Origin of the sequence: Halobacillus litoralis (assembly GCF_020171725.1) — a bacterium.
GTDB classification, from domain to species: domain Bacteria; phylum Bacillota; class Bacilli; order Bacillales; family Halobacillaceae; genus Halobacillus; species Halobacillus litoralis_F.
In genome coordinates this window covers 307,505-321,806 of the sequence record NZ_JAIVAJ010000002.1, presented here as the reverse complement: position 1 = coordinate 321,806, position 14,302 = coordinate 307,505, and the positions used below count along the sequence as shown (strand labels likewise).

Annotated in this window: 12 protein-coding genes and 1 riboswitch; of the genes, 5 read left to right on the top strand and 7 right to left on the bottom strand. The window is 45.1% G+C overall.

The window, feature by feature from the left end; genetic code table 11:
• Positions 1 to 46: 46 nt before the first annotated feature.
• Complete coding sequence (locus LCM20_RS05915) at positions 47 to 562, bottom strand: YqhR family membrane protein (RefSeq protein ID WP_225194501.1); 516 nt, start codon at positions 560 to 562, stop codon at positions 47 to 49.
• A 323-nt stretch (positions 563 to 885) separates the two neighbouring features.
• Here LCM20_RS05915 and LCM20_RS05910 point away from each other — a divergent pair, with 323 nt between their 5' ends.
• Entirely contained in the window at positions 886 to 1,284 is a 399-nt protein-coding gene (locus tag LCM20_RS05910; RefSeq protein WP_225194500.1) for an SA1362 family protein, read from the top strand.
• A 58-nt stretch (positions 1,285 to 1,342) separates the two neighbouring features.
• On the opposite strand, the gene LCM20_RS05905 is transcribed toward LCM20_RS05910, so the two are convergent.
• The 3 genes from LCM20_RS05905 to LCM20_RS05895 all read right to left on the bottom strand — a co-directional run bounded on the left by LCM20_RS05905 (position 1,343) and on the right by LCM20_RS05895 (position 5,556).
• The gene (locus LCM20_RS05905; RefSeq protein WP_225194499.1) at positions 1,343 to 2,230 is read right to left on the bottom strand and encodes a patatin-like phospholipase family protein; all 888 of its coding nucleotides are present in this window, start codon (positions 2,228 to 2,230) and stop codon (positions 1,343 to 1,345) included.
• Between the two features lie 130 nt (positions 2,231 to 2,360).
• Entirely contained in the window at positions 2,361 to 2,792 is a 432-nt protein-coding gene (gene mntR, locus LCM20_RS05900) for a transcriptional regulator MntR (protein ID WP_225194498.1), read from the bottom strand.
• Between the two features lie 190 nt (positions 2,793 to 2,982).
• Positions 2,983 to 5,556: a vitamin B12-dependent ribonucleotide reductase gene (locus LCM20_RS05895; RefSeq protein WP_225194497.1), complete on the bottom strand. Its 2,574-nt coding sequence runs from the start codon at positions 5,554 to 5,556 to the stop codon at positions 2,983 to 2,985.
• Positions 5,557 to 5,909: 353 nt separating this feature from the next.
• Between LCM20_RS05895 and LCM20_RS05890 the strand changes: the two genes are divergently transcribed.
• Both LCM20_RS05890 and opp3b read left to right on the top strand, forming a co-directional pair.
• Complete coding sequence (locus LCM20_RS05890; protein ID WP_225194496.1) at positions 5,910 to 6,293, top strand: rhodanese-like domain-containing protein; 384 nt, start codon at positions 5,910 to 5,912, stop codon at positions 6,291 to 6,293.
• Positions 6,294 to 6,464: 171 nt separating this feature from the next.
• A complete protein-coding gene (opp3b, locus tag LCM20_RS05885) occupies positions 6,465 to 7,382 on the top strand; it encodes an oligopeptide ABC transporter permease (protein WP_225194495.1) in 918 nt (305 codons plus the stop codon).
• Between the two features lie 65 nt (positions 7,383 to 7,447).
• Here the strand turns inward: opp3b and gcvPB are convergent, their stop codons facing one another.
• From gcvPB to gcvT, 3 genes are read right to left on the bottom strand one after another with little or no spacing between them, the layout of a single operon-like run.
• Positions 7,448 to 8,905 (bottom strand): aminomethyl-transferring glycine dehydrogenase subunit GcvPB, encoded by a 1,458-nt coding sequence (gene gcvPB / locus LCM20_RS05880; protein ID WP_225194494.1) that lies wholly within the window; start codon positions 8,903 to 8,905, stop codon positions 7,448 to 7,450.
• Positions 8,898 to 10,247, bottom strand: a complete 1,350-nt coding sequence (gene gcvPA / locus LCM20_RS05875; RefSeq protein ID WP_225194493.1) for an aminomethyl-transferring glycine dehydrogenase subunit GcvPA — start codon at positions 10,245 to 10,247, stop codon at positions 8,898 to 8,900. Before gcvPA ends, gcvPB begins: the two co-directional genes overlap by 8 nt.
• Before the next feature lie 22 nt (positions 10,248 to 10,269).
• Positions 10,270 to 11,370 carry a glycine cleavage system aminomethyltransferase GcvT gene (gcvT, locus tag LCM20_RS05870; protein ID WP_225194492.1) on the bottom strand — a complete coding sequence of 367 codons (1,101 nt, stop codon included), beginning with the start codon at positions 11,368 to 11,370 and terminating at the stop codon, positions 10,270 to 10,272.
• A gap of 200 nt (positions 11,371 to 11,570) precedes the next feature.
• Positions 11,571 to 11,659: riboswitch (glycine riboswitch) on the bottom strand.
• A gap of 161 nt (positions 11,660 to 11,820) precedes the next feature.
• Between gcvT and LCM20_RS05865 the strand changes: the two genes are divergently transcribed.
• Both LCM20_RS05865 and LCM20_RS05860 read left to right on the top strand, forming a co-directional pair.
• On the top strand, positions 11,821 to 13,464 hold the full coding sequence (locus LCM20_RS05865) for a DEAD/DEAH box helicase (RefSeq protein ID WP_225194491.1): 1,644 nt from the start codon (positions 11,821 to 11,823) through the stop codon (positions 13,462 to 13,464).
• Entirely contained in the window at positions 13,461 to 14,249 is a 789-nt protein-coding gene (locus tag LCM20_RS05860; protein ID WP_225194490.1) for a YqhG family protein, read from the top strand. Before LCM20_RS05865 ends, LCM20_RS05860 begins: the two co-directional genes overlap by 4 nt.
• Positions 14,250 to 14,302: the final 53 nt, after the last annotated feature.

Sequence of the window (14,302 nt, the reverse complement as noted above, 5' to 3'; positions counted from 1 at the left end):
CAAAAAATCCCCACCGTTCACGGAATAGTCACACTCTGTTAGTTTATCATACTCCGCTCTCATTTGAATACGATTTCGCTGGCTGGTTAAATTCCTGAAATTCGTATGAAATTGAATATCCGATGAACACACCATATAAAATAAACAAACAGCCTGTTGTGACCCACGTATCACTAGACAATTCTGTAAAGGAAGGAATCGCCGGGAACAAAGGGGTAAGAATAATAAAAACCAACGCCCAGAGAATCAAACCGTACGCAAATCCAGGCCAAATTCCACTCTGTCGTTTCAACGTAAAGTAATACACAATGGCCGTTACAAATGAAAGAACCCCTACTCCGATGATGGAAATCACCTCTGCAAGCCACGTGCCGGTCCAATCAGACTGAAAGTAGGAACGAATGAGGAAAGAGGCAGCCGAAACTTCGGAAAAATGAAACAGGTACGTCAAAAGACCGAGCGCACTCCAAATGATTCCTGCCGAAAACCCAATGGAAAGCGCCTTTGTAAAGACACTCTGAGGAGCTTCTTTTTGATATTGTTGTTTTGGTTTATCTGTCATCATGATCACCTCATTTTTATCATTCACCAACCTTCTTGTTTTCATGCTCTCTACATCGAAAGAATGACACATTGTCGGGTTTAGCGCTCAATCATTTAGGTAACAGTTACATAAGATAAAATATGGAACAATAAGCAGGAATCCGAAACTTTTTTATAGAAATCTACAATTCCAACATGCATAATTTGAACAGATAGGGAAACAATGTAAATAGTCATTTTTCATCTATTTAAATGCTCAAATTGTGATAGAAAAGACACCTATAGTGGTATATACATTATAAGAGACTTTTATTAAAATGAAAGAAAGGAGGATGAACAACTATGCGCAACTGGATGACTCCTATCATATACGCTCTCATGGCCCTTGCTGTCTTCGGAATAGGCTTCAGACTCATTACGGATACCACAGGTTTTCTCGGACAGCTCATCATGATGGTCGGAATCGCCGTACTTATCTATGGTGCGATTTACTTCCTATTCCTTCGTAACAGAGGTATGGGTGGTGGCAGTGGAAACGAAATGAAGAAATACAAACAAGCGGTTAAACAATCCAAGCAAAAATATAAACAACCGGCACCAACCGTTAAGAAATCGCCCCTTTCTAAGGTGGCCCCTAAAAACCAAGCAGCCCCTAAGCGAAACCGCAAACGAATGAATGCCCCGCACCTACGGGTGATTGAAGGCAATAAAAACAAAAACAAAGGCGCAAGTGCAAGATAAAGACCTGTCCTTTCAACAAAAGCAGCGATCCCCAGGAAAGCCCCGGAGCTCGCTGCTTTTATTTTTTCCACCTTGCTAGAAAAGCTTTGGCATGTTCCCTCCCCACTTCCATCAACTCTTCTTTTTCTATAGCGGACATACTAAAGTCCGTCGTATCGATTCCCTTGACTGGAATGAAAATGATGTCCTTGCTTTTTGGCAGGGATATATACCGCGCATCATGAGCTTGCTGCATGGTTTTGAACAAAGCATGAAACATTTGAATGGCGTTTTGAATTTTTCTTTCAGGAAGTTTGTTCGGAGGGTCGCTCAGTTTTAAACCGATGATAGGACGCGTCCTGCACCCTTCCTTATCCTCCCAAACCCAAATCGGGAAATTACTCAATACTCCTCCATCGACGATGACACACTTACCTTTTTTCCCGTGAAGCTTTACCGGAATGAAGAAATACGGAAGACTGCAACTCATCCGGACAGCTTTTGCTACAGAGAATGTCGCAGGATCAATACCGTACACCTTTTTCAAATCATCCGGAATGACGATGATGCGCCCGTTCGTCAAGTCAGAACAGATGATCTTCAACGAATTCGGAGGGACGTCGGCGAACGTACGAACCCCCTTTTCTTCAAGCCAGCTCTCCAAAGTGGCTTCAAGCAGATTTCCTTTATACAAACCGAGCCTGTAGTATAGCAGCAGCCATTTCATAAATGGAAACAACCGGTCAGCAATCGGTTTATCGACCACCTGTTCAAACGAAAGCGCCGTTATTTTCTCCCTGAGCTCCCCCGCTGTGTATCCTGCAATTTTCAAACTGGCGAGGATGGCACCCGCTGATGTTCCGGCAATACGCCGAAACTCATACCCTTTCTCCTCGAGTTCCTCTGTCGCTCCTATAAAGGCGAGTGCCTTTACGCCTCCACCTGAAAACACACCATCTACTTTCACCGACACCACCTCCACTTACTACATTTATAAACAAGTAGAAAAGCAAATAGAACGAGGTGCCAGATGATTTCATGTGTAGTTAAGATAAAAAAACACAGATCCAAGCTGCCTGGATCTGTGTTTACACATACTATTCTTCATTCTGCGCTTCATTTTTTTTTTGGGTTTCTCGTAATGACTTCACACGATCTGGTTTTTCCTCGAAGTACTGAACGAGATCTCCGATTCGATCAATCGAATTCCAGCTGAGGTGGTGCTCAATACCTTCGACATCGTCATAGATTTTATCCTGATCCACTCCGATAATCTCAAGAAACTGCTCAAGAAGCTCATGACGATAAACGAGTCGCTTTCCGACTTTCTTACCCTTCGGAGTCAGAATCAACCCTCTGTACTTCTCATAGTTCAAGTACTCGTCCCTGTCCAGTTTCTGGACCATCTTCGTAACTGAAGAGGGGTGGACCTGCAGGTTTTCTGCAATGTCAGAGACACGGGCATATCCTTTATCTTCTATTAATAAATATATTTGTTCAATATAGTCTTCCATACTTGGTGTCGGCATGTTAAACCCCCATGTGACCTTATGTAGGTGTTTCATAAAAAGTCTACACTAGTTTGGACCACGTGACAAGGAAGGACCCAAGCCGTGCAGCGTACAGCAAGTCCTCTTATAGTATCTCACAAAAACCAGGACCTCATGTTGATTGCTCAAAAAAAGCATGAGGAGCTTCCTCCTCATGCCCTTTGCAATTTTACAATCCGCACTTCAGCTGTGCGTTACAATTTGTACACGTATTGCATCCACCGATATCCTCAACCGTTCCTTTTCGACAAACAGGGCACGTATCGCCCACTTCCGATCCGATCGTGACGTTGGTTTTATCCAATTCATGTACCGTATCCATCAGTACAACACGCGGGCCTTTATCCTCTTCGAATTCCATCTCAGTCTGTTCCCCTGCGAAGTCATTTTCTTCTGCTTTCAGTGAAAGAACCTGGCTATCTCGACTTCCGTCCACATACACAGTTCCACCCTTGGCACCGCCTTTGTAAAGTCGTTGATACACATTCTCCACTTGTTCAACAGAATAGCCTTTCGGCGCATTCACGGTTTTGGAAATGGAGCTATCCACCCAGCGTTGAATGACACACTGCGTGTCCGCATGGGCCTCAGGTGACATCGTCATCGCTGTTACGAACCACTCTGGAAGTTGGTTCGGATCCTGTTCAGGGTTCGCTTCTAGATACTCTTGAACAATGTCTGCCTTCACCTCGATAAACTTCCCTAGTCTTCCGCTTCTGTAATAGGAGAAGGAGAAGTAAGGTTCGAGCCCTGTACTTACACCAACCATCGTACCTGTACTTCCCGTAGGAGCGACCGTAAGAAGGTGAGAGTTTCGAATTCCATGTTCAAGAACAGCTTCGCGGATATCCTCAGGCATGCCCTGCATGTAACCTGTGTCTACAAACTGCTCTCGAAGCGCCTGTGTCTCATCGTCGGTTTCACCAATTAAGAACGGGAAGCTCCCTTTTTCCTTCGCCAGATCAATGGAAGCCCGGTACGCCGTTGTGGCAATCGTTTCGAAAATCTCGTCCACGAGCTTGTTTCCTTCCTGAGAACCATATTCGGTCTCACAGTAGATCAACAAGTCATGAAGTCCCATCACCCCGAGCCCTACTCGTCTTTCTCCGAGGGCCTGCTTTTTATTCTCCTCAAGGAAATATGGGGTAGCATCAATGACATTATCCTGCATACGGACACCCGTCTGAACAATCCGCTTCAGCTTATCGAAATCAACCGCCTTCGCTTCTTTATCTGCGACTGATGCGAGATTGACAGCGGCAAGGTTACATACAGAATAAGGAGCGAGTGGCTGTTCCCCACATGGGTTCGTAGCTACGACCTTCTGACCGTATGCTGTAGCGTTCGTCTTCTCATTGGCATTATCAATAAAGAAGATGCCTGGTTCAGCTGAATACGTTGCACAGATGTTGATCAAATTCCACAGCTCTTTAGCCTTCACCGTGCGGTAGGTTCTAATTCCAAACCCTCGCTCTTCCCATTCTCGAACATCTCCGCATTCCTGCCATTCTTCGTTATATACAGCCATTTCCTCGGACGTATAATTCTCGACATCAGGGAAGCGAAGTTCATAATCTGCGTCGTTTTCGACTGCTTCCATAAAGTCATTGGTAATACATACAGAGATATTTGCACCGGTCAGAAATTCAGAGTTGTGAACATCATAATTCCCTCCCGTGTTTAGCTTGTCCTCTGCTTCCTGCAGGCTTTGTTCGGTAAAGCCACCCAGGCCAGGCATGTTTTTATAATTCACTACGCTCTGGTAAAGATCTTTCTCTGTTTCTGTGAGTGGAGTGAACTTCAACTTGTCTTTAGCCAGCTGTTTAATTTGTTCGTCTTCCGTATTTTCAATAAGGAAACGAAGAATTCTTGGATTCTGCATTTTAGAGATGATAAATTCCACGATGTCAGGGTGCCAGTCTGAAAGCATGATCATCTGGGCACCTCTTCTTGAACCACCCTGCTCAACTAAGTGAGTCAACTTCGCGATATCATCCAGCCAGGAAACCGAACCGGACGACTTCCCATTCACCCCTCTTGCGAGCGTGTTCCGTGGACGAAGGGTCGATCCATTTGTTCCTACACCTCCGCCGCGGGACATGATCTCCATAACCTGCTTCCTATGATCCGAGATTCCTTCACGTGAATCCTGGATGAAAGGCATTACGTAACAATTAAAGTACGTAACGTCTGTGTGAGAGCCCGCTCCGTATAGTACGCGGCCTGCTGGAACAAAATTAAGCTCAGAAAGCTCCTCGTAGAACTTCTCAAAGCTCTCTTTTTGTTTAGCAGGGTCAACCTCTACCTCTGCAAGGCCTGTAGCATTACGCAATGCGATCTGCTCGTAGAAGACTTCCAGCGGTTTATCTATGGTATCTAAGTTCCGAGTGATACGTCCTGTTTTCTGTTCCTCTTCGCGGTCAAGAACATGGACAAACTCATCTTCTACCCGAACGACAGCTTCATGTTTCTGCCAGTCGATGGAATGAATGAAACCGAATCCTCTTGCAGGGAACTTAGGATCGTCTTTCACCGTAAGTACAACAAAGTCTCCCTCTGTCAGTGTCACCTTCTCTGTGTCTTTGAAGGCATAGCGGTCCAACATGACCAACCGGGATACTCCTTTGTGTGTAATCTTCATATCTGGTTTGATTTCATGTACCTGAGGGAACTGCCTGATGTCTTGATTCAAACGTTCCGTATTAATCTTCGCATGCGTCTCACTAGATGTTGTGGTCTGCATTGATCATCTCTCCCTTACTACTTTCAACTCGTACTAGTACCATACCACATTCAGAAAAAGTTAATCAATATATTGTGTTGTTTTCAAAATAATTTTCTATATATTGTGTTTTGAACGAATTTATTTCGATTTGTCAATTAGAAAAACGAGCGTAAACGGTGGAAATATGGAGAAAAATGAAGAGAGAAGGGCTCTATCATCCGCTGAACCCCTTTTTTATATGTTGCAAAATATATCGAATCCAAATCGCCTTGGTGACACGATTTATTTTGCCGAATCTAATAAATTTTTTTGAAAACGGACCGATTCCCTCCTATAATAGATAGAGGAACAGAGAATTGGGGGGATAGGATATGGAAATTTGGATCTTAGTTGCAACGATTGTGGTCCTTGTCGCAGTCGGTCTGTATAGATTCTTTAAAGCGAGAAAGATCATCAACACTTTGTCTGAAGAGGAATTCCGTGAGGGATACCGAAAAGCACAGCTAATCGATGTCAGAGAGCCGAAGGAATTCGATGGTGGACATATTTTAGGAGCGAGGAACATTCCGATGTCACAGCTTCGTACACGCCTTCAGGAACTGCGTAAAGACAAACCGGTCTATCTGTACTGTCAGAGCGGTGCGAGATCTACAAGAGCTGCTATGATGCTTCATAAAAAAGGATATTCTGACTTGAATCAGCTTGAAGGCGGGTTTAAGAAATGGACTGGGAAAATCAAAGCTAAGAAGAAATAAGGTTGCGGACTTAATCTTTTGCGAAAAGCCGCCTTCATTAATTTCTACTCAAGAAAAGCCGAGCCGTATGATGGTTCGGTTTTTTCTTGTAATAAAATAAATGTTAAAATTGTTTGAATTTTCCTTCTTTTACTTGTATTATATTGTTATCGTAAAGGAGGAAGGTTAAAAATGGCGAAATACATAGGAATGCGCATTATCTACTTGATGATTACACTCTTCATGATCGCTTCTGTCACGTTCTTTCTCATGAAGCTGCTCCCCGGAACACCCTTAACAGCTGCAGATAAACTCTCAGATGAACAAAAACAGATCGTTTTGGAAAAGTATAACTTGGACGACCCAATCCCTGTACAGTACTTTCAATACATGACCGGACTGGCACAAGGGGATCTGGGAGTCTCTTTCCAGTTTGATAACCGTGCTGTGACAGCCGTCATCAGCGAACGGATTGGACCTTCGATTCAAATCGGCGCACAAGCGATGGTGATCGGAACTGTTCTTGGCATAATCCTCGGCATAGTATCCGCTATCTACCATAACGGGGCACTGGATACCTCATCTACCATATTCGCCGTTCTCGGCCAGTCGATCCCAGGGTTTATATTTGCCGGGTTACTGCAATTTTTCATCGGTGTGAAGCTCGGCTGGCTTCCCGTTGCCTTATGGGGTTCCTTCGCCCATACCATCATGCCGACGATTGCCCTCGCCATCTTCCCAATGGCGATTACAGCACGCTTTATGCGCACGGAGATGCTGGAGGTGTTAGGCTCTGACTTTATTACAACAGCTCGCGCCAAGGGGCTGAGTAAGTCTGTCGTCATATTTAAGCATTCCTTGAAGAATTCACTTATTCCAGTCGTAACTGTGCTCGGACCACTTGCAGTCGGATTAATGACAGGTACGTTCGTGATCGAGACCATATTCGCCGTCCCAGGCATCGGAGAGCAGTTCGTAAAGTCCATCAATACGAATGACTTCCCGATCATTATGGGGACGACGCTTCTCTTCTCAGCCGCGTTTGTCGTGATGATTCTGGTGATCGACCTTCTTTACAGCATCATTGATCCAAGAATACGTTTGTCTTAATAAAGCCTATCATAAAGAGCCCGTGACCTTCTTTTGAAGGGCACGGGCTCTTTAGATACAACCATTTAGGATTGATAGCGAAGAACAGGTTTACGTGCAGCCTGCGTCTCATCCATACGACTGACAATCGTCGTATGCGGCGCATCCTGTACTTTCTCAGGAGTGTTTTTCGCTTCTTCTGCAATCTGAAGCATCGCATCTACAAATGCGTCTAGGGTCTCTTTCGACTCCGTTTCTGTCGGTTCGATCATCATGGCTTCCTCTACGTTGATCGGGAAATATATCGTCGGCGGATGATAGCCGAAGTCAAGAAGTCTCTTCGCAATATCAAGCGTTCTGACTCCGAGTTTCTTCTGTCGCTTACCAGAAAGGATAAACTCATGCTTACAATGACGATCAAAAGGTAGATCGTATTCAGCTTGTAAACGACGCATCATATAATTGGCATTGATAACAGCATACTCACTGACCTTCTTCAAACCTTCAGGTCCCATTGTACGGATATACGTATAGGCACGCACATTGATTCCGAAGTTACCATAGTATGGCTTCACTCGGCCGATCGATTTCGGACGCTCGTAATCGAAGGAATAGAAACCGTTCTCTTCTTTCAAGACAGGCTTCGGAAGGTATGGCTCAAGCTCTGCTGTTACACCAACTGGCCCAGACCCAGGACCTCCTCCGCCGTGAGGACCGGTGAACGTCTTATGAAGGTTCAAGTGAACGACATCAAAGCCCATATCTCCAGGTCTTGCATAACCTAAGATTGCATTCAAGTTAGCCCCATCATAATAAAGCTTGCCGCCCGCATCGTGAATGATGGCTGCCATTTCTTCAATATCTTGTTCGAACAATCCGAGCGTATTCGGGTTCGTCAGCATCAAAGCAGCTGTTTGATCGTCCACGACTCTCTTCAAGTCTTCCAAATCGACTAAACCACGCTCATCGGACTTTACGGTGACCGCTTCAAACCCTGCCACTGTAGCAGAAGCAGGGTTCGTGCCGTGGGCAGAGTCTGGAACAATGACTTTCGTACGGTTGAAGTCACCGTTCGCTTCGTGGAAGGCACGGATCATCATCAAGCCAGTCCACTCACCGTGAGCTCCGGCTGCCGGTTGAAGAGTAACCGTATCAAGACCGGTAATTTCTTCTAATGATACCTGCAGATCATACATCAAGCCAAGAGCCCCCTGTACGGTTTCTGCTGGTTGATAAGGGTGGATATGACTAAATCCAGTCAGTCGCGCGATGTCTTCATTCACTTTCGGATTGTACTTCATCGTACAAGAGCCAAGTGGATAGAAACCGGAATCGACCCCATGGTTCCGTTTTGAAAGGCCCGTATAGTGCCTCATGATTTGCAATTCACTTACTTCAGGAAGCTCAGGTTCACTCTTTCGTACGTACGCTTCCCCAATCATATCGTCGACGTCAATCTCCGGTGTGTCCATAGTCGGCAGACTGAATCCCGTACGGCTTTCTTGGCTGAGTTCAAAAATAAGTGGAAAGTCTTGATTAGCCATGTAGATCCCCCAATTCTTTTACAAATTGATCAATTTCTTCTTTTGTACGTATTTCCGTACACGCCACCAACATGTGACCAGACAGCTGTTCATCGACTTCACCGAGGTCATAGCCGCCTATGATTCCTTTTTTGAGAAGCATTCGATTGATTTCTGGAATTTGACCGGACAGATCGACAACGAGCTCGTTGAAGAACGCACCTTCAAACGCAACCTTCAATCCTGCCTGTTGAAGTTGCTGCTTCAAATAAGCTGTTTTCTGAATGTTCATCTTCGACATCTTCTTAAGACCCTGTTTACCTAAAGAAGACATCGCAACAGAAGAGGCAAGTGCATTCAATGCCTGGTTCGAACAAATATTCGATGTCGCTTTATCACGACGGATGTGCTGTTCTCTAGCCTGCAGGGTCAATACGAAGCCTCTACGTCCGTCTTCATCAACAGTTTCACCGACAAGGCGTCCCGGCACTTTACGCATTAACTTCTTCGTTGTCGCAAAATACCCACAGTGTGGTCCCCCGAACTGAGCTGGAATCCCGAATACCTGTGCATCCCCAACAACGATATCAGCACCGAACTCTCCAGGAGGTGTCAGGTAACCGAGAGCGAGCGGATTGCTTGATGTGATCATCATCGCTTTCTTCTCTGCGTCTACGATCTTACGTACTTCATCCAACGGTTCAATCTGACCAAAGAAGTTCGGATACTGAACGACGACGCTCGCCGTATTTTCATCCAGCTCTTCAGCAAGTTGATTCAAATCCGTCAGACCATCTTTGTGATCGATCTCAACCACTTCAACGCCGGGTCCCTTCACATAAGAATGAATGACCGCAAGAGATTCAGGGTGAATCGCCTTCGATACAAGTACTTTCTTTTTCTTCGTCTGTCCAGCAGACAAGTTGACCGCTTCTGCGAGGGCTGTGCCGCCGTCATACATCGAAGAGTTGGCAACGTCCATTCCTGTCAGTTCACAAATCATCGTTTGAAATTCAAAGATGGCTTGAAGTTCACCTTGCGAGATTTCTGGCTGGTAAGGAGTGTAGGCTGTGTAGAATTCCGATCTTGAAATCACATGATCTACAATAGAAGGAATGTAGTGATCATAGACTCCGGCACCCAGGAAGGATGTGTGAGATTTCAAGTTCACATTTTGCTCAGCTAAACGCGTCAGCTCTTTCGTTAGTTCAAATTCATTCTTCGGCTCCTTGATGTTCAGGTCCCCTTTGAAGCGCACAGCTTCAGGGATATCAGCAAAAAGCTCATCAGACGACTGGACGCCGATTGTATCAAGCATCTCTTTTTTATCCGCCTTGGTCATTGGTAAATAACGGAATTCCATTCATTCTTCCCCCTCATTCTATTTATCGCTTATAAAAAGGCGTTGGAACCACTTTTGCTTGAAGACGACGTTTACGGACCTGGACGGTTACCTCTGTGCCTTCTTTTGTATAATCTGTATCGACAAGAGCGAGTCCGACATTTTTACCAAGGGTCGGTGATTGCGTCCCCGTCGTTACGAATCCAATCACGTTTTCCCCATCAAGTACTTCATAATGAGTACGCGGAATGCCTTTATCGATCATTTCGATTCCAACGAGCTTGCGTGATGGACCTTCTTCCTTTTGACGCTTTAGTACGGACTTTCCTATAAAACCTTCTTCTTTGTTCACTTTAACCGCAAACCCGACACCCGCTTCGATTGGTGTGATATCCTTCGAGAGTTCCTGACCATATAAAGCGAGGTTGGCTTCGAATCTCAGCGTATCTCGAGCTCCTAGGCCTACAGGACGTACACCGTAGGCTTCGCCTGCCTTTAGAATGGCCTGCCACAAGTCCGGCCCTGCCGCAGCAGGAAGATAAATTTCAAATCCATCTTCCCCTGTATAACCTGTGCGTGAAACGATGGCCTTTTCGGATACACCATCTATGGCCACTTCTTGAGCGAAGCGGAAGAATTTAATCTCAGAAAGGTCGGTATCTGTAATCGTCTGGAGAGTCTGCTCTGCTTTTGGACCTTGGAGTGCGAGCTGTACGTATTCATCCGAGACGTCTGTGATGGAAACACCATCGATTTGATGGTCCTTCAACCATTGAACGTCCTTTTCTCTATTCGCAGCATTGATGACAAGTAGATAACGGTCCGTAGACAAATGATAAACGATCAAATCATCTACCGTTCCACCGTCCTCATAGCACATGATCGTGTACTGAGCTTTGTTAGGCTCAAGTTTAGACACATCATTGGTTAACATTTTCTGCAAGTAAGGTAGGCTTTGTTCTCCCTCAACCAAGACTTCCCCCATATGTGAGACATCAAATAGACCTGCCTTGGTTCTCGTTGCTTCGTGTTCTTCTTTGATGCTTGAGAACTGTACGGGTAAATCCCATCCACCGAAATCGATGGTTTTAGCGCCGAGCTTCTTGTATTCATCAAATAACGGGGTCCGCTTTAAATCTGCCATGTTCACCACTCCTTTTCATTCAATCCCTTTTACAAGGCGCATCTTGCGCCTGTCTGAAACACTGTCAGGCCATAAAAAAAGAGACTTCTCCATTGGTAAGGGAAGTCTCTGTCTGTTCACCAGAAAGTTTGACGACTAGAAGGCGTTTCAAGCCGCTTGCTTCTTGGGTGGCCTGTCGTTTCAGGCACTCTCCAGAGCTGCGTCCTACAGGGGTCTTTTTGCCTGAGAGATTCACATCATCTGTTTGCTCCTTCGGCGCTACAAGTGTAGTCTCTCCCCCTGCAGTCGTTCGCTATCGTATTTTATTAGATTGGCATGGTTATACTACATACTATCTAAAGCTCTAAATTCACGTTTATTATAGCACGGGATTTACCGAGTGACTATTTAAATTTGCAAATCATTCGCAATTCTTTAACGAAAAATCCTGATAGGTATGGAGGCATCACTATGTTCGAGATTCATCCGGACAAAACCTTTTTCCATGAATTACAAGAAAGCTTGAATCAAGCAGAACATCTAGCGGACTGGGAAAGCTTCAAACTTTCCTTTGCTGCGTCAAAGTTTAAATCCATCCCACAATTCGATGGCCTATTATCTCTTGAACACCTCCCCCACGTCGACTTCTTAGAGCACCAGATCGAGGCGGCTCAGAAAGTCATCCATGAAATGAACGGACGTGCCATCCTTGCAGACGAAGTGGGACTCGGTAAGACGCTCGAGGCCGGATTGATTTTAAAAGAGTTGATGATCCGTGGGGCAGCTAAGAAAGTGTTGATCCTTACGCCCGCTTCTCTAGTAAACCAGTGGATTCAGGAACTGAACGAAAAATTTTATATACAGGCAGCTTCACCACGGAAAAAACAGGCGGCTTGGCAGGATTGGGATATTACCGTGACGTCCATCGATATGGCAAAGCGCCAGGGACACCGCGAAGAAATTCTATCCATCCCTTACGATTTAATCATTATTGACGAAGCTCATAAGTTGAAAAATCACCAAACAAAAAATTATCAATTCGTTCAATCCCTGCAGAAGACGTACTGCTTATTACTGACGGCCACTCCGATTCAAAACAAGCTAAGCGATCTTTTCAATCTTGTCTCTATTTTAAAACCGGGATATCTCGGAAATTTAACCGACTTCAAAAAGAAATATCGGAACAATAAGGATGATTCAAAAGGGGTCGAACATATCCATTCTCTCGTCAGTCAATTGATGATTCGGAACAGAAGAAGAGATACCGGCTTGAATGAATCTAAGCGAAAAGTTGTGAATGAGCGCCTCTCTTTCACAGAAGAGGAACAATCCTGGTACAACCAGCTGACATCCTTAAAGGGAGAACAAAACTCGTTTACGTGGCTCACCCTTGCCAAGGAATTCTGTTCTTCACGAGAAGCATGCTTCATGTCTCTTAAAGAAATGGTCAAAAAGATGGATAAAGAGAAGGCTGAGCACTTCATCGGGTTAATTGAACAACTCGAACAGCTCCCCCATCACGTGAAAGCTAAGAGAATGGTTGAATTGATTGAACAGGAAGGCGGGAAGTTCATCGTTTTCACAGAATACCGCGCAACGCAGTTCTACTTGCAATGGTTTCTGCAGCAACACGGTATTTCCTCCGTTCCGTTCAGCGGAAAATTCAATAAGAGCAAACGCGATTGGATGAAGCAGCTGTTCAGGGATAAAGCTCAAGTGTTGATTGCGACAGAGGCAGGCGGAGAAGGAATCAACCTGCAGTTTTGTCACCAAATGATCAACTACGACCTGCCATGGAATCCTATGAGGCTCGAACAGCGCATCGGGCGAATCCACCGTTTCGGTCAGGATCAGGATGTGAAAATTTATAACTTTGGGATTCAGAACACCATTGAAGACCATATTATGAACCTTTTATACGAAAAGATTGAGATGTTCCGGAATGCTGTCGGGGATCTTGACTTGATTCTTGAGAAGCTTCCAGGAGGATCCTTTGACGAACATATTAAAACGATCGTCCGCGAATCGGAAAGCGAGGGAGAAGTCGATATCAAGCTGAACAACCTGGTCAGCTATGTCGAATACTCGGTGAATGAAAGGAGAGAATCCAGTTGAGCAACCACCATTTTCATTTCGTAAAGCACTTTTTTGCCACTAACGGATGTACGGTTCTCAAGGAAAGCCCGTCCCAGCTGCAGGTTCAGTTAACGAATGATATGGACGAACAAATCATGAACCGGCCGTTTTACTGGCATTATATGAAAAAAATGAACCGTGAGGGTGATCCGATGCAGCTCACGTTCACCGAAGACCGCAGCGTCGATGGCATCTACCTTCACGCCGGTACCCCGAAACTTCACACGCTCTACAGAACAGCCATGAAGAACGGGAAAACAGCAAGATTATACGAAGCTACATCTTCAAAAGGTGCCCTGACACCGTGGCTTGTGATCAATTTCTTCCTTCATTTTCGTGGAAAACAGACGAAGAACGAACACATGTCTCTAGGGTTGAACTTAGTCAACGGAGCTTTCGTTCATCATATGATGGATCGTTTGGAAAACTTTTCATTTGAACAGAAGGTTTCTGATTATACGTTCCCGATGACACCGATTATTCAGCTGTCCAGTGCTTACAAAAGAATCGAAGGCTATGTTGAACAATACGCAGGAACCTTGAATCACGACTGGGCCAGGGAATCCCATGAGCAATGGCAGCAAGAGCAAGACCTTCTTGAGAGCTTTTACAGTTCGGGAGACTTATCCGAAGACTATTACAAAAATGAAAAAGAGCAGCTATCGAAGCGATACGTTCCACGCATCGAAATGGATGTCATCAATGGCGGCTTGTTTTATCTATCACAAAATTCCAATCAAGGGATTCTGCAATCAGGTTCCTGAGATGCTTACGTAAGAAACCCGGTCGACGCATGATTCATCATGCATCGACCGGG

What these genes read in the sequence shown, in the direction of transcription:
- LCM20_RS05910 (WP_225194500.1), top strand. Translation starts at nt 886, where the DNA reads ATGCGCAACTGGATGACTCCTATCATATACGCTCTCATGGCCCTTGCT.
- LCM20_RS05895 (WP_225194497.1), bottom strand. Translation starts at nt 5,556, where the DNA reads ATGCAGACCACAACATCTAGTGAGACGCATGCGAAGATTAATACGGAA.
- LCM20_RS05915 (WP_225194501.1), bottom strand. Translation starts at nt 562, where the DNA reads ATGACAGATAAACCAAAACAACAATATCAAAAAGAAGCTCCTCAGAGT.
- gcvT (WP_225194492.1), bottom strand. Translation starts at nt 11,370, where the DNA reads ATGGCAGATTTAAAGCGGACCCCGTTATTTGATGAATACAAGAAGCTC.
- LCM20_RS05865 (WP_225194491.1), top strand. Translation starts at nt 11,821, where the DNA reads ATGTTCGAGATTCATCCGGACAAAACCTTTTTCCATGAATTACAAGAA.
- gcvPB (WP_225194494.1), bottom strand. Translation starts at nt 8,905, where the DNA reads ATGGCTAATCAAGACTTTCCACTTATTTTTGAACTCAGCCAAGAAAGC.
- LCM20_RS05890 (WP_225194496.1), top strand. Translation starts at nt 5,910, where the DNA reads ATGGAAATTTGGATCTTAGTTGCAACGATTGTGGTCCTTGTCGCAGTC.
- gcvPA (WP_225194493.1), bottom strand. Translation starts at nt 10,247, where the DNA reads ATGGAATTCCGTTATTTACCAATGACCAAGGCGGATAAAAAAGAGATG.
- opp3b (WP_225194495.1), top strand. Translation starts at nt 6,465, where the DNA reads ATGGCGAAATACATAGGAATGCGCATTATCTACTTGATGATTACACTC.
- mntR (WP_225194498.1), bottom strand. Translation starts at nt 2,792, where the DNA reads ATGCCGACACCAAGTATGGAAGACTATATTGAACAAATATATTTATTA.